16 protein-coding genes are annotated in these 19,939 nt (G+C 62.1%); 11 read left to right on the top strand and 5 right to left on the bottom strand.

From position 1 onward, the window contains the following. Window positions 1–77: 77 nt before the first annotated feature. The gene (locus VM99_04260) at window positions 78–707 is read right to left on the bottom strand and encodes a transcriptional regulator (protein ID AKJ97301.1); all 630 of its coding nucleotides are present in this window, start codon (window positions 705–707) and stop codon (window positions 78–80) included. Window positions 708–828: 121 nt separating this feature from the next. Continuing rightward, window positions 829–3,225, bottom strand: coding sequence for a histidine kinase (locus VM99_04255; protein ID AKJ97300.1), 2,397 nt, complete (start codon window positions 3,223–3,225; stop codon window positions 829–831). A 74-nt stretch (window positions 3,226–3,299) separates the two neighbouring features. Between VM99_04255 and VM99_04250 the strand changes: the two genes are divergently transcribed. Beyond that, complete coding sequence (locus VM99_04250; protein AKJ97299.1) at window positions 3,300–4,292, top strand: hydrolase or acyltransferase; 993 nt, start codon at window positions 3,300–3,302, stop codon at window positions 4,290–4,292. 208 nt (window positions 4,293–4,500) lie between these two features. On the opposite strand, the gene VM99_04245 is transcribed toward VM99_04250, so the two are convergent. Genes VM99_04245 through VM99_04235 form a run of 3 tightly spaced genes read right to left on the bottom strand, consistent with a single transcriptional unit; the run spans window position 4,501 to window position 6,963 of the window. Next, window positions 4,501–5,268 carry a molecular chaperone DnaJ gene (locus VM99_04245; protein AKJ97298.1) on the bottom strand — a complete coding sequence of 256 codons (768 nt, stop codon included), beginning with the start codon at window positions 5,266–5,268 and terminating at the stop codon, window positions 4,501–4,503. A gap of 1 nt (window position 5,269) precedes the next feature. Continuing rightward, the gene (locus VM99_04240) at window positions 5,270–5,941 is read right to left on the bottom strand and encodes a mannose-1-phosphate guanylyltransferase (protein AKJ97297.1); all 672 of its coding nucleotides are present in this window, start codon (window positions 5,939–5,941) and stop codon (window positions 5,270–5,272) included. Next, on the bottom strand, window positions 5,938–6,963 hold the full coding sequence (locus VM99_04235) for an aminoglycoside phosphotransferase (GenBank protein ID AKJ97296.1): 1,026 nt from the start codon (window positions 6,961–6,963) through the stop codon (window positions 5,938–5,940). Before VM99_04235 ends, VM99_04240 begins: the two co-directional genes overlap by 4 nt. 130 nt (window positions 6,964–7,093) lie before the next feature. Here VM99_04235 and VM99_04230 point away from each other — a divergent pair, with 130 nt between their 5' ends. From VM99_04230 to VM99_04185, 10 genes are all read left to right on the top strand, one after another. Continuing rightward, complete coding sequence (locus tag VM99_04230; GenBank protein ID AKJ97295.1) at window positions 7,094–9,892, top strand: LPS biosynthesis protein; 2,799 nt, start codon at window positions 7,094–7,096, stop codon at window positions 9,890–9,892. A 16-nt stretch (window positions 9,893–9,908) separates the two neighbouring features. Then, the gene (locus VM99_04225; protein ID AKJ97294.1) at window positions 9,909–11,189 is read left to right on the top strand and encodes a molecular chaperone SurA; all 1,281 of its coding nucleotides are present in this window, start codon (window positions 9,909–9,911) and stop codon (window positions 11,187–11,189) included. Further along, window positions 11,186–12,175, top strand: coding sequence for a 4-hydroxythreonine-4-phosphate dehydrogenase (locus tag VM99_04220; protein AKJ97293.1), 990 nt, complete (start codon window positions 11,186–11,188; stop codon window positions 12,173–12,175). The genes VM99_04225 and VM99_04220 overlap by 4 nt, the downstream gene beginning before the upstream one ends. Further along, entirely contained in the window at window positions 12,172–12,990 is an 819-nt protein-coding gene (locus VM99_04215) for a ribosomal RNA small subunit methyltransferase A (protein ID AKJ97292.1), read from the top strand. The genes VM99_04220 and VM99_04215 overlap by 4 nt, the downstream gene beginning before the upstream one ends. Before the next feature lie 113 nt (window positions 12,991–13,103). Continuing rightward, a complete protein-coding gene (locus VM99_04210; protein AKJ97291.1) occupies window positions 13,104–13,484 on the top strand; it encodes a magnesium transporter ApaG in 381 nt (126 codons plus the stop codon). After that, the gene (locus tag VM99_04205) at window positions 13,484–14,359 is read left to right on the top strand and encodes a diadenosine tetraphosphatase (GenBank protein AKJ97290.1); all 876 of its coding nucleotides are present in this window, start codon (window positions 13,484–13,486) and stop codon (window positions 14,357–14,359) included. The genes VM99_04210 and VM99_04205 overlap by 1 nt, the downstream gene beginning before the upstream one ends. Before the next feature lie 31 nt (window positions 14,360–14,390). After that, complete coding sequence (locus tag VM99_04200; protein AKJ97289.1) at window positions 14,391–14,720, top strand: sulfurtransferase; 330 nt, start codon at window positions 14,391–14,393, stop codon at window positions 14,718–14,720. A gap of 300 nt (window positions 14,721–15,020) precedes the next feature. After that, window positions 15,021–16,943: a serine/threonine protein kinase gene (locus VM99_04195; protein AKJ97288.1), complete on the top strand. Its 1,923-nt coding sequence runs from the start codon at window positions 15,021–15,023 to the stop codon at window positions 16,941–16,943. Window positions 16,944–17,060: 117 nt separating this feature from the next. After that, window positions 17,061–18,332, top strand: a complete 1,272-nt coding sequence (locus VM99_04190; protein AKJ97287.1) for a hypothetical protein — start codon at window positions 17,061–17,063, stop codon at window positions 18,330–18,332. Beyond that, the gene (locus tag VM99_04185; protein AKJ97286.1) at window positions 18,329–19,894 is read left to right on the top strand and encodes a SpoVR family protein; all 1,566 of its coding nucleotides are present in this window, start codon (window positions 18,329–18,331) and stop codon (window positions 19,892–19,894) included. The genes VM99_04190 and VM99_04185 overlap by 4 nt, the downstream gene beginning before the upstream one ends. Window positions 19,895–19,939 lie beyond the last annotated feature (45 nt).

Raw genomic sequence — 19,939 nt, 5'->3', positions numbered from 1 at the left:
GCATCAGTCGATAGCCGTGTCGAGCAGGCTGACGCTTTCGCGAGCAAGCCCGCTCCCACAGGGGCGTCCGGTGAGGTCTAGAGCAACTTGTGCTCCATGGCGTACTTCACCAGCTCGGCCAGGGAAGTGATGTTGAGTTTCTGCATCAGCCGCGCCTTGTGGGTGCTGATGGTCTTGCTGCTCAGGGCCAGTTGTTGGGCGATGTCATTGACGTTTGCGCCTTGGGCCAGGCGCTCGAACACAGAAAATTCGCGCTCCGACAGCAGTGAGTGCAACGGGCGCGTGTCGGTCAGGCCGACTTCGAAAACCATCCGGTCCGCCAGTTCCGGGTCTATGTAGCGGCCGCCGGCCGCCACCTTGCGAATCGCCATGAGCAGCAAGGCCGGGTCGCTGTCCTTGGTCGCGTAGCCCGCGGCGCCGACTTTCAGGGCGCGAGCGGCCATTTGCGCCTCGTCGTGCATCGACAGCATCAGGATCGCGGGTGGATTGTTCAGCGCACGGATCCGCGGGATCGCCTCCAGGCCATTGACGCCCGGCATGGAAATATCCAGCAGCACGACCTCGCAAGGCACCTGGCGCAGGATATCGAGCAGTTGCTCGCCATTGCTCGCCTCACCCACCACCACCAGGTCCTTCGCCAGGCCGATCAACTGCTTGATGCCTTCACGGACGATGGTGTGGTCTTCGGCTACCAGTACACGGATCACATTCTTCTCCAGATTCAGGATCTCATCGCGAGCGAGCTCGCTCCCACAAGGTTTGTGTACACCTCAATCAATGTGGGAGCGAGCTTGCTCGCGATAGTGTCAGCCCAGGCAACCCAAACCATCAGGCCTCCTCCAACGGCACCCATACCGCCAGTGTAGTCCCCTCCCCCGGGTGGCTTTCCAGGGACAACCGCCCGCCCATGATCAGCACCCGTTCACGCATGCCGACCAGGCCAAAGGATGTCGGCCGACCTGCCGCTGCGATGAATCCTACACCGTCGTCGCTGACGGTCAGACACAATTCATCGCCCTCGCGCACCAGCGTCAGTTCCACGGTATGCGCCTGGGCATGGCGCATCACGTTGGTCAGCGCCTCCTGGAGAATCCGGAACAGGCCAATGGCCTTGGCATCGCTCAGGGGTGGCAGATTGTCCGGCACCTGCACCAGGCACGGAATCTGCGTACGGGCCTCGAAGCGCCGGGCCTGCCATTCGATGGCCGAGGCGATGCCCGCGTCGAGGATCGGCGGACGCAACGCCGTCGCCACGTCCCGCACCAGCTGGAACAACTGGGCGATCAGGCGCTTCATGCTGTTGAGTCGCTCCTGAAGGCCTGGGTCCAGTTGCGCGTAGGCCAGTTCACACATGGAAGTTTCCAGCTTCAACACCGTCAACATCTGGCCTAATTCGTCATGGACTTCCCGGGCGATGCGGGCCTTTTCCTCTTCCCGCACGCTTTCCAGGTGCGCCGACAACTCGCGCAACTGCTCCCGGGAGCTGGCCAGCTCCAACTCGATGCGCTTGCTGTCGGTGATGTCCCAGACAATGCCGTCCCAGACGTAGGCGCCATCTTCCAGCCGCCGGGTGATCGCCTTGATCTCGGCCCAGCGCTCCTGGCCTTCGCGGGTCAGGATGCGGCCCTGCCACGACCAGTCGCTGTCGCTGTCCAGCGCCTGGTCCTGAGTGCGGTGGTAACTGGCCTTGTCCTGCGGATGCACCAGGCTGCGCAGCCCGGTGTCACTGCGGGCAAGGGTCGCGGGGGAATACCCCACCAGGCTCTCGCTGCCCTCGCTGATGTAGGCAAAATCGATCTGGCCGCTGCCCGGCGCCCGTTCCAGGCGAAACACCAGGCCCGGTACATTGGCGGCGATGCCTTGCAAGCGCGCCTCGCTTTCACGCAAGGCCGCCAGCGCGCGTCGACGCTCGGTCACGTCGTTGAGGTAGACCACCAGGTATTCGGCGTCGCGAAAGCGCAAAAAGCTCAACGACACGTCGGCCGGCAGAATACTGCCGTCGGCGCGCACGCATTCGGTCTCGAAACTCTGCGGCCCGTCCTCGCTGGCACGGGCACGCTTCCACAGGTTCAGCCAGCGATCCATGTGCAGGCCCGGCTCGAAGTCGATCAAGGGGCGGTCGATGATGGCGCCGGGGGCATAGCCGAGCATGGTTTCGGCGGCGCGGTTGGCATAGCGCACGTGGCTGTCCCAATTGACCCAGAGGATGCCGACCGTGCTCTGGTCAATGGAAAACTGCGTCAGGCGCAAGGCCTCCTCGCTGGCGGCTCGCTGGGCGATGTCCTCGCGCGCGGCCCGCAGTCGCCGCTCCAACGCCCGTTGCTGGCGGCGCTGCCAGAAGACGATGGCGATGCAGCTCAATGACAAGGCCAGCATCAGCAGGGTGAGGTTCTGCCAGAAGCCCGGCGTCTCGGTCAGGCGCGGGTACTTGGGTTTGAGCCAGCGACTGTGCAGTTGCTCCAGCTCCTTGGCCGGAATCGCCTGCAAGCCGCTGTCGATGATCTCGGCCAGTTCCGGCCAGTCCCGGCGCGTGGCCACGCGCAGCAACTGCGGCAAGCCGATGTCGCCGACCACCACCAACCCGGCGAATTCCGGCTCCACCATCAGCCGGCCCAACTGCGCCTCGTCGACCACGGCGTAGCGGGCCTGTTGGCTGAGCAACAATTGCAGGGCCTCGCGCTCCACCGGCACGCCTTGAAGATTCAACATCGGGTAGGTGCTGCGCAAGTAATCCGCGGTGGCACTGGGCATGCGCACCGCCACGCGAACCTGAGCGTCGAGCTTTTCCAGTTCCACGCCCTCGGCGCCTTTCTGTTCACCGACGATCAGTTGCGGCACACGCATGTAAGGATCGGAAAACTGCCAGAGCCGAAGCCCGCTCGGGGACTGGGTGAGGCCAGGCGCGACATCCACCTCGCCGTCGCGCAGCGCCGCCTCCAGCTGTGCGGTGTCCTGGAAGTTGCGCCAGGTGAGTTCCACGTTCAACGCCTTGCCCAGCCACTGCATCAGCTCGACGTTGGTGCCGGACAAGCGTTGCAGGCGCCGGTCGTATTGCGCATAGGGCGCCTGCAACACCAGGCCGACTTGCAGTTGCGGATGTTGCGCCAGCCATTGGCGCTGCTGCGCATTGAGCGCGACCCCGTGCGTGGGCGGCGCGGGCGCGGCCCACGCCATCAAGGGAAGCCATAAACAGCCGATAACCCACAGGCAGCAAAAACGCATCATCGAAGTCTCATGCACTGACAAATACTGACCAACCCATTAGGCTGCCGGAACTACTTCTGGTCATGGAATATCCGATGCCCTCTGTTTACCGCCTGGCCTTGCCAGCATTGTGCCTGTCGCTGATCCTGCCGGGGTCCTTTTCTGCACAGGCCAGCGAACCGGCCCCCGCCGCTGCGGAGCAACCGGCCGAGAAGCCCGCCGAGCGCCAACCCCTGCTCGAGCGTAGCCAGGAAGAAGCCAGCGCCCTGGAACGAAAGGTACCGTCCCAGGAACAGCAGCAACTGCAAGCCGGCAGCGACACCTTCCTGGCCCTCTGGAAACCGGCCAACAGCAGCGACCCGAAGGGCGCGGTCATCTTGGTCCCCGGCGCTGGAGAAACGGCTGACTGGCCGCAAGTCATCGGCCCGTTGCGCAAGAAACTGCCCGATGTAGCCTGGAGCAGCCTGAGTATCACCCTCCCCGACCTGCAAAGCGACGTGATCGCTCCACGCGTGGTGCAAACACCCCCGGACATCAAACCGGCGGACACTGCCGCCGCAGCACCGGATGCCACCACGGCGGCACCGATCGAACAAGTGGCCGGGGGCGAAGCCGACGCGGCGGATCCGGCCGTCGCCGAAACCGGTGAAGAGCACGCCAAAGCCGATGCCGAGCGCATCTTCGCCCGCATCGATGCCGCCCTGGCCTTCGCCGAACAGCAGAGTGCACGCCACATCGTGCTGCTGGGCCATGGCACGGGGGCCTATTGGGCTGCGCGTTACCTGAATGAACGGCAGCCGCCGCAAGTCGAGCGCTTCGTGATGGTGGCCGCCCAGGCGCCAGTCGCCGCCAAGCCTGGCCTGGCCGAACTGACACCGACCTTGAAACTGGCGACCGCCGACCTCTTCTACATGGATAAGCCGCTGGACCGCAACGCGGCGCTGGAGCGTCTGCAGGCGAGCAAGCGCTTGAAAGACTCGACCTTCAGCCAGGTGGCCCTCAAGGCGCTGCCCAATTTCTCGGCAGACCAGGAGCAGCTGTTTCGTCGGGTACGCGGTTGGTTGAATCCGCAAAATGCGGGGCAATAGAAGCCTTTAGTCCATGACGAGAGAGCGAGCGCCCTCGTCATGGGGCCGTCACCGATCCTGCGGAACTAGGCTGTGTACGAAATAGTTTGAAACGCAGGTTAGGCAAGGCAAAAACCGGTGAGGAAGCGCAGTTGACTGGTTGTCAATGAGCATTCCGAGCCGGTTTTTAACGCCGCATAACCAAGTTTCAAGCTATTTCGTACATAGCCTAGCGAAAATCCCGTCGTTCCCGGATCAGCCGATAAGCGTTGTGCAGCTCCCGGGTCTTCTCGGTCGCTTCACGCACCTGCAACGGCGTGGCCCCGCTGCCGGCGATCTTGTCCGGGTGGTGGCGACTGAGCAGGCGTCGGTAGGCCCGTTTGATCTGCGACGGTTCGCTGGTGGCCGAAACCCCCAGCAGGCGCAGCGCCTCCTGATACGTCACGCCGCTTGTGGGCAGCGACAGTTTCTGCGGCTCGTAATCCGCCGCCAGCGCCTTGACCTGCTGCGGCGTCCAGCCTAGCCACTTGCCCCAACGGTCAATCAGTTCACGCTCGCTTTCACCCGCGCGACCGTCCGCCCAGACCATCCGCCAGCACGCGCGCAACACACCCTCGGCCGCATGGGGCTGGACAGCCAGGCGCCGCAGGTAGCCGCGCAACGGGACGTTTTGCGACTTGCCACGGTTGAATGCCGCGATGGCCCGGCGCTGCGCCGGCTCACTCAAATCCAGCGAGCGCATCTCCTGGCGAGCCTGCTGGATATGGCCATCGACCACGCGTCCATCGCTTTTGGCCAACCGGCCCAGCAAGACAAACAACAGCTCATCGTTGCGCAGCGCCGGACGTCCGCCCAACCGCTCGCGCACCTGCGCCCAGTCGTGCAGGTTCAGGCGCCGGTCCAGCGCCTGCCCCAGCAACGCGCCGAGCATGGCCCCCGGAATGCTGGCTATGGCAAAGCCCGCCCCGGCTCCAATCAGAGTCCCTGGCCACCACATATCAACCGCTCGCTTCTATCAAGGTTTCGACCTGCGCCAAACGTTCGTGAGTACCGACATCGACCCAATGCCCTTGCAGGCGCTCCCCACTGACGCGCCCCTCGGCCATGGCCTTGCGCAGCAGGGGTGCCAGCCTGAATGCGCCCTCCGTGCAACCGTCGAACAGTGCCGGATGCAGGACCGCGATGCCGCTGTAGGTCAGTTTGTCGGCAGCGGCGCCCTCATCCTGAACCTTTCCATCGATCAGAATGAAATCGCCTTCCGGGTGATGCGCGGGGTTGTCCACCAGCACCAGGTGCGCCAGCCCTTCGAGCGGCTTGCGCAAGGAGCTGAAATCGTAGTCGGTCCAGACGTCACCATTGACCACCACAAACGCGTCTTCGCCCAACAACGGCATCGCACGCAAGATACCGCCGCCGGTCTCCAGCGGTTCACCTTCAGGCGAGTAACGGATGCTCAGGCCAAAGCGAGCACCGTCTCCCAGGTGATCCTCGATCTGCTCGCCGAGCCAGGCGTGATTGATCACGATGTCGGTGAACCCGGCCTTCGCCAGGGCCCGCAGGTGGTATTCGATCAGGGGCACGCCGCCCGCGCGAATCAGTGGCTTGGGGGTGGTGAGCGTCAGGGGGCGCATGCGCTCGCCCTTGCCCGCCGCCAGGATCATCGCCTTCATGCCGTAGCTCCAGCCGATGGACGCAGGCTGCCGAGCAACTCGGCCAGGGGAGTCAGCTCGGGACGCCGGGCAACGACGGCTTCTATATAAGCGAAGAAGCGCGGCACATCGCCCAGGTAACGGGGCTTGCCGTCACGGTGGCAGATGCGCGCGAAGATCCCGATCACCTTGAGATGACGCTGAACGCCCATCAGGTCGCTGGCCCGCAGGAAATCCTCGAGCTGCGGCTGAACCGGGATGCCCAGGGCACCGGCCTGCTGCCAGTAGTCTTGCAGCCAACCGCGCACGCGTGCCTCGGGCCAACTGAGGAAGGCATCCTTGAACAGGCAGGTCACGTCGTAGGTGACGGGGCCGTAGACCGCATCCTGGAAGTCCAGCACACCGGGATTCGGCGTACTGAGCATCAGGTTGCGTGGCATGTAGTCGCGATGCACCAGCACCTTTGGCTGGGCCAGTGCGCTGTCGATCAGCAGGTCGCTGGCTTGCTGCCAGAGCTGCTGCTGGGCGCCATCGAACTCGATGCCCAGCTCACGCTTGACGTACCACTCGGGGAACAGCTCCAGCTCGCGACGCAGCAAGGCGACGTCGTAGCTCGGCAGGGGCGCCACCATGGGCAGTTGCTGGAAAGCCAACAAAGCCTGCAGGGCATCGCGGAATAAATCGTCGGCATTTTCGCCGTTGATCACATCCAGGTAGGTCTGATTGCCCAGGTCATTGAGCAAAAGAAAGCCACGTTCGAGGTCTTCGGCATAAATTTTTGGCACGTTAATGCCGGATTTCGCCAGCAAAAACGCGATATCCACGAACGGTTTGCAGTTTTCCTGGGGCGGTGGCGCGTCCATCACGATCAGGCTGCGGCCCTCGCCTTCCCAGCGGAAATAACGCCGGAAACTCGCGTCGCTGCTGGCCGCGGTCAACGTGGCCGGGGGTACGGCGCCCCAGCCCTCGCGGGCAAAAAGGATCGGCAGTTGTTCATCGAGCCAAACTTTAAGGTGTTGCAGGCGTACATCTTGGTCGGGCATTGCAAGGGTCTCCGACGGCGCTAGCCGTCAAGCGGGTCATGCTTTATTATCCAGCATCTTTTTCAGACCATCGAGAGGCGTGCGGCCCACACCGCGGGCAGATGGCACGCAGGAAGCCCGGACTAATAAGATGGCATTGAAATCCCCCGCGTTTCGTAAAAAATTTCCGTTGCTGGTCACCGGCAGTCTGCTGGCCCTGCAACCCCTGGCCTCTTCATTCGTCGTCGCGGCGCAGCAGTATGACTGCTCCGTCTCCGCTTCGGGTGCCTGGGACTGTGCACCGAAGACACCGGCCGCGGCCTTGCCGCCGCGTCCCGTGCATGACGGCAGCGCCGTTTCTTCCAGCAGCGACGCGCCGGCCGAAAGCGGCTCGGTCGAACAGGCCGGTGAGAAACCGATGCTTGTCACCGAAGCCAAGGGCCGCGGCCTGAAGTCGCGCAGTGAAGACTACAGCCACCTGGATTGGGTTCCACGGGAGAACCTCACCCCGGCGCAATTGGCTGAAACCGGCCCTTATTGCTCCGGCGCCTATATCGAACCGTCTCGCCCTGGCATGAACGACAAGACCGCCAAGAGCGACGCCCCGACCTTCCTCGGCGCCAAGGCCTCCCGCTATGAGCAGGAACAGCAAGTGGCGACCCTGGCCGGTGACGTGGTCATGCGCCAGGGCAGCATGCAGGTCGAGGCCGACGAGGCCAGCCTGTACCAGGCCGAGAACCGTGGCGAGCTGAGCGGCAATGTGCGTGTTCGCGACAACGGTGCACTGATCGTCGGCGACCACGCCGATGTGCAGTTGGACACCGGCGAAGCCAAGGTCGACAACGCCGAATACGTGATGCACAAGTCACGCATCCGCGGTAACGCCCTGTACGCCAAGCGCGCCGAGAACGCGATCATCCGCCTCAAGGACGGCACGTACACCACGTGTGAACCGAACAGCAACGCCTGGACGCTCAAGGGCAACAACATCACCCTGAACCCGGCCACCGGCTTCGGTACCGCGACCAACGTGACCCTGCGGGTCAAGGACTTCCCGGTCCTGTACACGCCGTACATCTACTTCCCGATCGACGACCGTCGCCAGTCCGGCTTCCTGCCGCCAACCATCGGCAGCGGCAGCGACACCGGCTTCCTGCTGGTCACCCCGTACTACTTCAACCTGGCGCCGAACTACGACGCCACGTTGTACCCGCGCTACATGAGCAAGCGCGGCCTGTTGATGGAAGGCGAATTCCGCTACCTGACCAAGTCCAGCGAAGGTCAGTTCGGTGCCGCCTACCTCAACGACGAAGACGACGATCGCAGCAAGCAGACCGACTACAGCAAGACCCGCTACATGTACAACTGGCAGCACAAGGGTGGTCTGGATTCGCGCATAGCGACTGAAGTCGACTACACCAAACTCAGCGACCCCTACTACTTCCAGGATTTGCAGAGCGACCAGATCGGTGTCGAGTCCCGGGACTACGTGAACCAGCAGGGCGCTGTCAGCTACCGGGGTGACACGTATACGGCACGTTTGAATGTCCAGGCCTATCAGATGGCCACGATCTCGAACATCACACCGTACGATCGCCTGCCGCAGATCACCTTCAATGGTGCACTGCCGCAGCATCCGGGCGGCTTGGATTTCGCTTACAACACGGAATTCGTGCGCTTTGATCGTGACTTGCGGACTGGGGACTACACGAACGAGGACGGCACCACCGATCCATTCCTGGACACAAACGTCCGAGGATTGGCCCGCGCCAACGGCGATCGGATGAACCTGGCCCCTGTCATCAGCCTGCCAATGAACGCAAGCTACGGGTACATAAAGCCATCGCTCAAGTACCAATACACCCAGTATGACCTGGACCTGGACAATCGCGGCAAGGCGGATATCGCCGCGCAAACTGCCGAAGGCGACCGTCTGAACGGCACCTATAGCCGCAACCAAAGCCGTGCCGTGCCAATCGCCAGCATCGACAGCGGCCTGTACTTCGACCGCGATACCCAGTGGTTCGGCAAGAACTACCGCCAGACCCTGGAACCGCGTCTGTTCTACCTCTATGTGCCGGAGAAGGATCAGAGCGACATTCCAGTCTTCGACACCAGCGAAAGCACCTTCAACTACTCGTCGCTGTTCCGGGACAACCGCTTCACCGGCTCCGACCGTGTCGGCGACGAGAACAAGTTGTCCCTGGGCGTGACCAACCGCTGGATCCAGGAAGACGGCTTCGAGCGTCAACGCATCAGCGTCGGCCAGGCCTTCTACTTCAAGGATCGCGAGGTCCAGCTGCCGGGCATCGACTTCAGGACGCGTGAAGATGCTCATTCCAGCGTTTCGCCTTACGCCCTGGAATACGAATACCGCTGGAACCGCGACTGGCGCACCACGGCCGACTACAACTGGGACCCGGACACCCACAGCCCTCGCTCGGGCAGTGCGATGTTCCACTACCAGCCGGAAGACAACCCGAACAAGGTCATCAACGCCGGTTACCGTTATCGTAACGACCAGATCCGCTACGACCAGAACACCGGTCAGTGGTCCGTGGGCGGCGGCGACTACGGCACGCCAGGCCAACCTGGCTACGTGAAGGACTACTACAAGATCAAGCAGCACGACTTCTCGGTCATCTGGCCGATCGTGCCGCAGTGGAACGCGATCAGCCGTTGGCAGTATGACTACAACCGCAATCGTACCCTGGAAGCCTTTGGTGGTTTCGAATACGACAACTGCTGCTGGAAACTGCGCCTGATCAACCGTTACTGGGTCGACTATGAAGAATTCAGTCAAGCTGCCCCTGAAAACGAAAAAGGCGACCACGGCGTCTTCCTCCAAATTGTTCTGAAGGGACTCGGCGGCCTCACCGGCGCCAAGGTAGAGAGCTTCCTCGACAAAGGCATCCAAGGTTATCGTGAACGTGAAGACCAAGCTTTCTGATTGTCTGCGCCCGCTGATGCTGGGCGCACTGTTCCTGGGTACCGCGGCCAACGCCGCGGTTCAATCCATCGACAAAGTGGTGGCCATCGTCGACAACGACGTGGTCATGCAGAGCCAACTGGACCAACGCGTCAATGAAGTACAGCAAACCATCGCCAAGCGCGGTGGCGGCCTGCCGCCTCCGGGCGTGTTGGACCAACAAGTGCTGGAGCGCCTGATCGTCGAGAACCTGCAACTGCAGATCGGCGAACGCTCCGGTATCCGCATCACCGATGAAGAGCTGAACCAGGCCGTCGGCACCATTGCCCAGCGCAACAACATGAGCCTGGAGCAATTCCGCGCCGCCCTGGCCCGTGACGGTCTCTCCTACGAGGACGCCCGCGACCAGATCCGTCGCGAGATGATCATCAGCCGCGTGCGCCAGCGCCGCGTGGCCGAGCGCATCCAGGTGTCCGAGCAGGAAGTGAAGAACTTCCTCGCCTCCGACCTGGGCAAGATGCAGCTTTCCGAAGAACTGCACCTGGCCAACATCCTGATCCCGACCCCGGAAAGCGCCAACTCCGAAGCCATTCAGAGTGCTTACCGCCAGGCCATGGACGTTTACCAGCAACTCAAGCAAGGCGCTGACTTCGGCCAGATGGCCGTCGCTCGCTCCGGCAGCGAAAACGCCCTGGAAGGCGGCGACATGGGCTGGCGCAAGCCTGCTCAACTGCCACCACCGTTCGACCGTGAGCTGAGCGCCATGGCCGTCGGCGACATCACCCAGCCAGCACGTACGCCCGGCGGTTTCATCATCCTCAAGGTGTTGGAAAAACGCGGTGGCGGCACCCAGGTTCGTGACGAAGTGCATGTCCGCCACATCCTGATCAAGCCAAGCGAGATTCGCAGCGAAGCCGAGACCAAGCGTCTGGCGGAGAAACTCTACGACCGCATCGAAGCGGGCGAAGACTTCGCCGAGCTGGCCAAGAGCTTCTCGGAAGACCCGGGTTCGGCCCTCAATGGCGGCGACCTCAACTGGGTCGATCCGAATGCCCTGGTGCCCGAGTTCCGCCAGGTCATGGCCGAGACGCCGCAAGGCCAACTGTCCAAGCCGTTCAAGAGCCCCTATGGCTGGCACGTTCTGGAAGTCCTTGGCCGCCGCGCCACCGACAGCACCACCCAGGCCCGTGAACAGCAGGCAATGACTGTGCTGCGCAACCGCAAATACGACGAAGAGCTGCAAACCTGGCTGCGTCAGATTCGCGACGAAGCCTATGTCGAGATCAAACTCCCTGGTGCAGACCAGGCAGCGCAGTGAAACCCAAGCGTTTCGCGCTGACCCCCGGCGAGCCTGCCGGCATCGGTCCCGACCTGTGCCTGCTGCTCGCCTCGCAGCCCCAGCCACACCCCCTGATTGCCATCACCAGCCGCGACCTGCTCCTTGAGCGGGCCGCGCAACTGGGGGTGGTCATCGACCTGTTGCCGGTGACGCCGCAGGCCTGGCCGGACGTCCCGGCGCCCGCCAACAGCCTGTATGTCTGGGACACGCCGCTGGGTGCCCCGGTCATCACCGGCCAGTTGGAAAAAGCCAACGCCGCCTTCGTCCTGCAAACCCTGACCCGCGCCGGCCAAGGCTGCCTGGACGGGGATTTCGCCGGCATGATCACGGCCCCGGTGCACAAGGGCGTGATCAACGAATCAGGCATCGCCTTTTCCGGCCATACCGAATTTTTGGCGGACCTGACCCACACCGCGCAAGTGGTGATGATGCTCGCGACCCGCGGCCTGCGCGTGGCCCTGGTGACCACTCACCTGCCCCTGCGGGACATCGCCGACGCCATCACCGCCGAACGCCTGGAGCGGGTCACACGCATCCTGCACGCTGACCTGCAGGAAAAATTCGGCATCGCCCGGCCACGCATCCTCGTCTGCGGGCTCAACCCCCACGCCGGCGAAGGCGGACACCTGGGTCGTGAAGAAATCGACATCATAGAACCCACATTGGAACGCCTGCGCAGCGAGGGCATGAATCTGCATGGCCCGCTGCCGGCCGACACTCTGTTTACCCCCAAATATCTGGAGCACTGCGACGCAGTGCTGGCGATGTACCACGACCAGGGCCTGCCGGTGCTGAAGTACAAAGGCTTCGGCGCTGCGGTCAACGTGACCCTGGGCTTGCCGATCATCCGCACCTCCGTGGACCACGGCACCGCCCTGGACCTGGCCGGCAGCGGCAAGATCGACACCGGCAGCCTGCAAGTCGCGCTGGAAACCGCCTACCAGATGGCCGAGACCCATTTATGACCGAGCAATACCAACACCGCGCGCGCAAGCGCTTCGGCCAGAACTTCCTGCACGACGCCGGCGTGATCGATCGCATCCTGCGCTCCATCAATGCCAAGCCCGACGATCGCATGCTGGAAATCGGCCCGGGCCAGGGCGCCCTGACCGAAGGCCTGCTGGGCAGCGGCGCGCAACTCGACGTGGTGGAACTGGACAAGGACCTGGTGCCGATCCTCAACCAGCAGTTCGCCGGCAAGAGCAATTTCAGCCTGCACCAGGGCGACGCGCTGAAGTTCGACTTCAACAGCCTGAACGCCGCGCCGAACAGCCTGCGGGTGGTGGGTAACCTGCCATACAACATCTCCACACCGCTGATCTTCCACCTGCTGAGCAACGCCGGCCTGATCCGCGACATGCACTTCATGCTGCAGAAAGAAGTGGTCGAGCGCCTGGCCGCAGGGCCTGGCGGTGGCGATTGGGGTCGCCTGTCGATCATGGTCCAGTACCATTGCCGGGTCGAACACCTGTTCAACGTCGGCCCAGGGGCATTCAACCCGCCGCCGAAAGTCGACTCGGCCATTGTCCGCCTGGTCCCGCACGCTGTCCTGCCGCACCCGGCCAAGGACCATCGCCTGCTTGAGCGGGTGGTGCGCGAAGCGTTCAACCAGCGCCGCAAAACCCTGCGCAATACCTTGAAACTGTTGCTCAGCAGCGCCGAGATCGAAGCCGCCGGTGTCGACGGCAGCCTGCGGCCCGAGCAGTTGGACCTGGCGGCTTTCGTGCGCCTTGCCGACAAGCTCAGCGAACAGGTCGCCTCCAAAGCCGATGCCAGCTAACGGAGGATGAGCGCTATCGGGTGGGACGTCGCTCTGGCCTACTACCCGATACTTGGCCTAGACTGATCCCCTCAGTCACGCCCGCGTCCCGCTTCGTTTTTAAGGCCTCTTGCATGTCCGATCCTCGTTATCAGGTCGACGTCAGCGTCACCACCCGCTTCCTGGCAGAACAATCGCAACCCGAGCACAACCGTTTTGCCTTCGCCTACACCATCACCGTGCGCAATAACGGCTCGCTACCGGCCAGGCTGCTGTCGCGGCACTGGGTCATCACCGACGGCGACGGCCATGTCGAGGAAGTCCGTGGCGAGGGCGTGGTCGGCCAGCAACCGCTGATCGACGCCGGCAAGAGCCACAACTACAGCAGCGGCACCGTGATGACGACTCGCGTCGGCACCATGCAAGGCACCTACCAGATGCTCGCCGAAGACGGCCAGCGCTTCGATGCCATCATCAAGCCCTTTCGCCTGGCGGTGCCCGGAGCCCTGCACTGATGGCCACTTATGCGGTGGGTGACCTGCAAGGTTGCCTCGACCCGCTCAAGTGCCTGCTGGAACGGGTTGCGTTCGACCCCCAGAAAGACACGCTGTGGCTGGTGGGTGACCTGGTCAACCGCGGCCCGCAATCGCTCGAAACACTGCGCTTTCTCTACAGCATCCGCCAGTCGCTGGTGTGCGTGCTCGGCAACCACGACCTGCACTTGCTGGCGGCCTGGCAGAACATCGAGCGGCTGAAAAAATCCGACACCCTGGACGAAATACTCGCAGCGCCCGATTGCGTCGAATTGCTGGAGTGGCTGCGCCTGCAAAAGCTCATGCATTATGACGAGCAGCGCAACCTGGCGTTGGTCCATGCCGGGCTTGCGCCCCAGTGGTCCCTGCGCAAGGCGCTCAAGTGCGCCGCCGAAGTCGAGCAAGCGTTGCGCGACGACAACCTGTTCGGCCCCTACCTCGACGGCATGTACGGCAACGAGCCGGTCAAGTGGGACAACGATCTCACCGGAGCGGCCCGCCTGCGGGTCATCACCAACTACTTCACCCGCATGCGGTTCTGCACCGCCGAAGGCAAGCTCGACCTCAAGGGCAAGGAAGGCATCGAGACGGCGCCTCCCGGCTACGCGCCCTGGTTCAAGCACAAGACGCGCAAGACCCGGAACCTGAAGATAATCTTCGGTCACTGGGCGGCGCTGGAAGGCCAATGCGACGAACCCGGCGTCTACGCGCTCGATACAGGGTGCGTATGGGGCGGCGCAATGACCCTGATGAATGTCGACACCGGCGAACAACTGCGTTGCGATTGCGACGATCAGGGCCACGCCACAACCCACCTTCCGACCACCGCATCACAGCCAGCCGGCGCGGCCCCATGACCAGCGCCGGATCGGGCCACAGGAGTCCCCCATGACCGAATTCAAACGCATCCCCCCGGAACAGGCCCAGGCCTTGCGCGAGCAAGGCGCGGTGGTCGTCGATGTCCGTGACCCTGCCACCTTTGCCGCGCTGCACATCAGCGGCTCCCGGCATCTGGACAACCATTCCATCGCCGACTTCATCCGCGGCGCCGACCTCGACGCGCCGACCGTGGTGGTCTGCTACCACGGCAACTCCAGCCAGAGCGCAGCCGCCTATCTGGTCAGCCAGGGCTTCAGTGACGTCTACAGCCTGGACGGTGGTTTCGAGTTGTGGCGTGCGACTTTTCCGACAGAAACGACACAAGACACCCACGAATAATTTTTTATGTCGCCAGAGCCCGCGTGATCCGCGGGCTTGAGCGGTGGCGGACGAACGGTCGGCCATAACTAATTACGTATTGCGCCTTTACCTTTCCCATTCCGAACTATCCTTAGCCTCAGGCCATCCAAAACAGGGGAGAGCCGGTACACCGGCGCACGGGTAATCGGGAGTAAGCTTTCAGGGAGCCTGCATGCCTGGAAGCATTCTGGGGGGTAAACGGCCACTGGGTTCCCAGCGGCTGTCCAGCAACGACTGATTGATCCGACACCGGCTCCACGTATCGAGCGAGGTGACGTCATGAGTATTTTTAGCCACTTCCAGCAACGTTTCGAGTCCACGCGGCAGGAGGAATACTCGCTGCAGGAATACCTCGAACTCTGCAAGCAGGACCGCAGCGCCTACGTATCGGCTGCGGAGCGTCTGTTGCTGGCAATCGGAGAACCGGAACTGCTGGACACCTCGACCAACTCGAGGCTCTCGCGAATCTTCTCCAACAAGGTGATTCGCCGCTATCCAGCCTTTGCAGACTTCCACGGGATGGAAGAATGCATCGAGCAGATCGTGTCCTATTTCCGCCACGCCGCCCAAGGCCTGGAAGAGAAGAAACAGATTCTTTACCTGCTCGGCCCCGTAGGTGGCGGTAAATCGTCCCTGGCCGAGAAACTCAAGCAATTGATGGAAAAGGTGCCCTTCTACGCCATCAAAGGCTCGCCGGTGTTCGAATCGCCCCTGGGGCTGTTCAATGCCACCGAGGACGGCGCCATCCTCGAGGAAGACTTCGGCATCCCACGCCGCTACCTCAATACCATCATGTCGCCATGGGCCACCAAGCGCCTGGCCGAATTCGGCGGTGACATCAGCCAGTTCCGGGTGGTCAAGCTCTACCCCTCGATCCTTAACCAGATCGCGGTGGCCAAGACCGAGCCGGGCGATGAAAACAACCAGGACATTTCGGCGTTGGTCGGCAAGGTCGATATCCGCAAGCTGGAAGAATTCCCGCAGAACGACGCCGACGCCTACAGCTACTCGGGCGCATTGTGCCGGGCCAACCAGGGCCTGATGGAATTCGTCGAGATGTTCAAGGCGCCCATCAAGGTCCTGCACCCGCTGCTCACCGCCACCCAGGAAGGCAACTACAACAGCACCGAGGGCCTGGGGGCGATTCCGTTTACCGGCATCCTGCTGGCCCACTCCAACGAATCGGAATGGCACACCTTCCGCAACAACAAGAACAACGAGGCCTTCATCGACCGGATCTACATCGTCAAGGTGCCGTACTGCCTGCGAGTAACCGATGAGGTGAAGATCTACGACAAGCTGCTGTTCAACAGCTCGCTGTCCAAGGCCCATTGCGCCCCCGACACCTTGAAGATGCTGGCCCAGTTCACGGTGCTGTCGCGCCTCAAGGAACCGGAGAACTCCAACATCTACTCCAAGATGCGCGTGTACGACGGTGAAAACCTCAAGGACACCGATCCAAAGGCCAAGTCGATCCAGGAATACCGCGACAATGCGGGCGTCGACGAAGGGATGAACGGGCTCTCCACGCGCTTCGCGTTCAAGATCCTCTCCAAGGTCTTCAACTTCGATCCCCATGAGATCGCCGCCAACCCGGTCCACCTGCTGTACGTGCTGGAACAGCAGATCGAACAGGAACAGTTCCAGGCCGAAACCCGCGAGCGCTACCTGCGCTTCCTCAAGGAATACCTGGCGCCGCGCTACATCGAGTTCATCGGCAAGGAAATCCAGACCGCATACCTGGAGTCCTACAGCGAGTATGGCCAGAACATCTTCGACCGCTATGTGCTGTACGCGGACTTCTGGATCCAGGACCAGGAATATCGCGACCCGGAAACCGGCGAGATCCTCAATCGCGTCGCCCTGAACGAGGAGCTGGAGAAAATCGAAAAACCGGCCGGCATCAGCAATCCGAAGGATTTCCGCAACGAAATCGTCAACTTCGTACTGCGCGCCCGGGCCAACAACAATGGCAAGAACCCCACCTGGCTCAGCTATGAGAAGCTGCGGGTGGTTATCGAGAAGAAAATGTTCTCCAACACCGAGGACTTGCTGCCGGTCATCAGCTTCAACGCCAAGGCCAGCAAGGAGGACCAGCAAAAACACAACGACTTCGTCACACGCATGGTCGAACGTGGCTACACCGACAAACAGGTACGGCTGCTCTCCGAGTGGTACCTGCGGGTCCGCAAATCGCAGTAAAACAGCTGCAAGCCACAAGCTACAAGCTGCAAGGAGAAGCGCGTTAGCCCTGGCAACCGGGTAACTGCTTCTACTTGAAGCTTGTAGCTCATCACTTGAAGCTGCCCGGAGGGCCCCATGAGCTATGTGATCGACCGACGCCTTAATGGCAAGAACAAGAGCACGGTAAACCGCCAGCGGTTTCTGCGGCGCTACCGTGACCACATCAAGAAGGCCGTCGAAGAGGCGGTCAGCCGGCGTTCCATTACCGACATGGAACACGGCGAGCAGATCAGCATTCCCGGTCGCGACATCGATGAACCGGTGCTTCACCACGGCCGTGGTGGCAAGCAGACCGTCGTGCACCCCGGCAACAAGGAATTCACCAGCGGCGAGCACATCCCCAGGCCACAGGGCGGCGGCGGTGGCAAGGGGCCCGGCAAGGCGGGGAACTCCGGCGAAGGCATGGATGAGTTCGTGTTCCAGATCACCCAGGAGGAATTCCTGGAGTTCATGTTCGAGGACCTGGAACTGCCCAACCTGGTCAAGCGCAACCTGACCGGCACCGACACCTTCAAGACCGTGCGCGCCGGTATCAGCAACGAAGGCAACCCATCACGCATCAACATCATCCGCACCCTGCGCTCCGCCCACGCCCGGCGCATCGCACTGTCGGGCAGCAGCCGCGCCAAGCTGCGCGAAGCCAAGGAAGAGCTGGCCCGCCTGAAGCGCGAGGAGCCGGACAACTTCGGTGACATCCAGGACCTGGAAGCGGAAATCGAAAAACTCAGTGCGCGCATCCACCGCGTGCCGTTCCTCGACACCTTCGACCTCAAGTACAACCTGCTGGTGAAACAGCCCAATCCCAGCTCCAAGGCGGTGATGTTCTGCCTGATGGACGTGTCCGGTTCCATGACCCAGGCCACCAAGGACATCGCCAAGCGTTTCTTCATCCTGTTGTACCTGTTCCTGAAGCGCAACTACGACAAGATCGACGTAGTGTTCATCCGCCACCACACCAGCGCCCGGGAAGTCGACGAGGAAGAATTCTTCTATTCCAGGGAAACCGGCGGCACCATCGTTTCCAGCGCCCTGAAGCTGATGCAGGAAATCATGGCCGAACGCTACCCGGCCAACGAGTGGAACATCTACGCGGCCCAGGCGTCGGACGGCGACAACTGGAACGACGATTCGCCGATCTGCCGCGACATCCTGATCAACCAGATCATGCCGTTCGTCCAGTACTACACCTATGTGGAAATCACACCACGGGAACACCAGGCCTTGTGGTATGAATACGAACGGATTGCCGAAGCGTTTTCCGACACATTTGCCCAACAGCAACTGGTCTCGGCCGGGGATATCTACCCGGTCTTCCGTGAACTCTTCCAGCGCAGGTTAGTGACATGACCGCCAAAAAAGAGCAGAAGCGCCAGCCCATCTCCACCGGCTCCGAATGGACGTTCGAGCTGATCCAGGCCTACGACCGCGAAATCAGCCGTATCGCGGACCGCTATGCCCTCGACACCTACCCGAACCAGATCGAGGTGATCACCGCCGAGCAGATGATGGACGCCTACGCGTCGGTCGGCATGCCGCTGGGTTATCACCACTGGTCCTACGGCAAGCATTTCCTCAGCACCGAGAAGTCCTACAGCCGAGGCCAGATGGGGTTGGCCTATGAAATCGTGATCAACTCCGACCCGTGCATCGCCTACCTGATGGAAGAAAACACCATCTGCATGCAGGCGTTGGTGGTCGCCCACGCCTGCTACGGGCACAACAGCTTCTTCAAGGGCAACTACCTGTTCCGCACCTGGACCGACGCCAGCTCCATTATCGATTACCTGGTGTTTGCCAAGCAGTACATCATGCAATGCGAGGAGCGCCACGGCATCGATGCCGTCGAAGACCTGCTGGATTCCTGCCACGCCCTGATGAACTACGGCGTCGACCGCTACAAGCGCCCGTATCCGATTTCCGCCGAAGAAGAGCGCCGGCGCCAGAAGGATCGCGAAGAGCACTTGCAGAAGCAGATCAACGATCTGTGGCGCACCATTCCCAAGGGCGCGGACAAGTACAACGAGAAGGACAACGCGCGGTTCCCAGCAGAGCCTCAGGAGAACATCCTCTATTTCATTGAAAAACACGCGCCGCTGCTGGAGCCGTGGCAGCGGGAAATCGTGCGCATCGTGCGCAAGATCGCCCAGTACTTTTATCCACAACGCCAGACCCAGGTCATGAACGAAGGCTGGGCGACCTTCTGGCACTACACGCTGATGAACGACCTGTACGATGAAGGCCTGGTCACCGACGGCTTCATGATGGAGTTCCTGACGTCCCACACCAGCGTGGTGTTCCAGCCCGGTTTCGACAGCCCGTACTACAGCGGCATCAACCCTTACGCCTTGGGCTTTGCCATGTACCGCGATATCCGGCGCATGTGCGAGGACCCTACCGAAGAGGATCGCCGCTGGTTCCCCGAAATCGCCGGCTCGGACTGGCTATCGACGATCAAGTTCGCCATGAGCAGCTTCAAGGACGAAAGCTTCATCCTGCAGTACCTGTCGCCCAAGGTGATCCGCGACCTGAAGCTGTTCAGCATCCTCGATGACGACCAGAAGGACGACCTGCTGGTGCCGGCCATCCACGACGAAAGCGGCTATCGCATCATCCGCGAAACCCTGGCGGCGCAATACAATCTGGGCAATCGCGAGCCCAATGTGCAGATCTACAGCATCGACCGCCGTGGCGATCGCTCCCTGACCCTGCGACACCAGGCCCACAACCGCAAACCGTTGGGCGATTCCACCGACGAGGTGCTCAAGCACTTGCATCGCCTCTGGGGCTTCGACATTCACCTGGAAACCCTGCAGGGCGACCAAGTGATGAAAACCCACCATGTGCCGCCCCGCAACGAACAAGGCGAAGGGGACTACGGCCGCCTGGACCTGGCCGTCGTCCATCTCTGATCCCGTTTTCACCTCCGGAAGTCCGACGTAAAGGGTTATCCTGTC

It is taken from the genome of Pseudomonas chlororaphis (assembly GCA_001023535.1).
GTDB classification, from domain to species: domain Bacteria; phylum Pseudomonadota; class Gammaproteobacteria; order Pseudomonadales; family Pseudomonadaceae; genus Aquipseudomonas; species Aquipseudomonas chlororaphis_E.
This window is presented reverse-complemented; position numbering and strand designations above follow the sequence as displayed.

Coding starts and splice junctions, on each gene's coding strand:
- VM99_04255 (AKJ97300.1), bottom strand. CDS start 3,225: ATGATGCGTTTTTGCTGCCTGTGGGTTATCGGCTGTTTATGGCTTCCC.
- VM99_04250 (AKJ97299.1), top strand. CDS start 3,300: ATGCCCTCTGTTTACCGCCTGGCCTTGCCAGCATTGTGCCTGTCGCTG.
- VM99_04245 (AKJ97298.1), bottom strand. CDS start 5,268: ATGTGGTGGCCAGGGACTCTGATTGGAGCCGGGGCGGGCTTTGCCATA.
- VM99_04240 (AKJ97297.1), bottom strand. CDS start 5,941: ATGAAGGCGATGATCCTGGCGGCGGGCAAGGGCGAGCGCATGCGCCCC.
- VM99_04235 (AKJ97296.1), bottom strand. CDS start 6,963: ATGCCCGACCAAGATGTACGCCTGCAACACCTTAAAGTTTGGCTCGAT.
- VM99_04230 (AKJ97295.1), top strand. CDS start 7,094: ATGGCATTGAAATCCCCCGCGTTTCGTAAAAAATTTCCGTTGCTGGTC.
- VM99_04225 (AKJ97294.1), top strand. CDS start 9,909: ATGCTGGGCGCACTGTTCCTGGGTACCGCGGCCAACGCCGCGGTTCAA.
- VM99_04215 (AKJ97292.1), top strand. CDS start 12,172: ATGACCGAGCAATACCAACACCGCGCGCGCAAGCGCTTCGGCCAGAAC.
- VM99_04210 (AKJ97291.1), top strand. CDS start 13,104: ATGTCCGATCCTCGTTATCAGGTCGACGTCAGCGTCACCACCCGCTTC.
- VM99_04205 (AKJ97290.1), top strand. CDS start 13,484: ATGGCCACTTATGCGGTGGGTGACCTGCAAGGTTGCCTCGACCCGCTC.
- VM99_04200 (AKJ97289.1), top strand. CDS start 14,391: ATGACCGAATTCAAACGCATCCCCCCGGAACAGGCCCAGGCCTTGCGC.
- VM99_04195 (AKJ97288.1), top strand. CDS start 15,021: ATGAGTATTTTTAGCCACTTCCAGCAACGTTTCGAGTCCACGCGGCAG.
- VM99_04190 (AKJ97287.1), top strand. CDS start 17,061: ATGAGCTATGTGATCGACCGACGCCTTAATGGCAAGAACAAGAGCACG.
- VM99_04185 (AKJ97286.1), top strand. CDS start 18,329: ATGACCGCCAAAAAAGAGCAGAAGCGCCAGCCCATCTCCACCGGCTCC.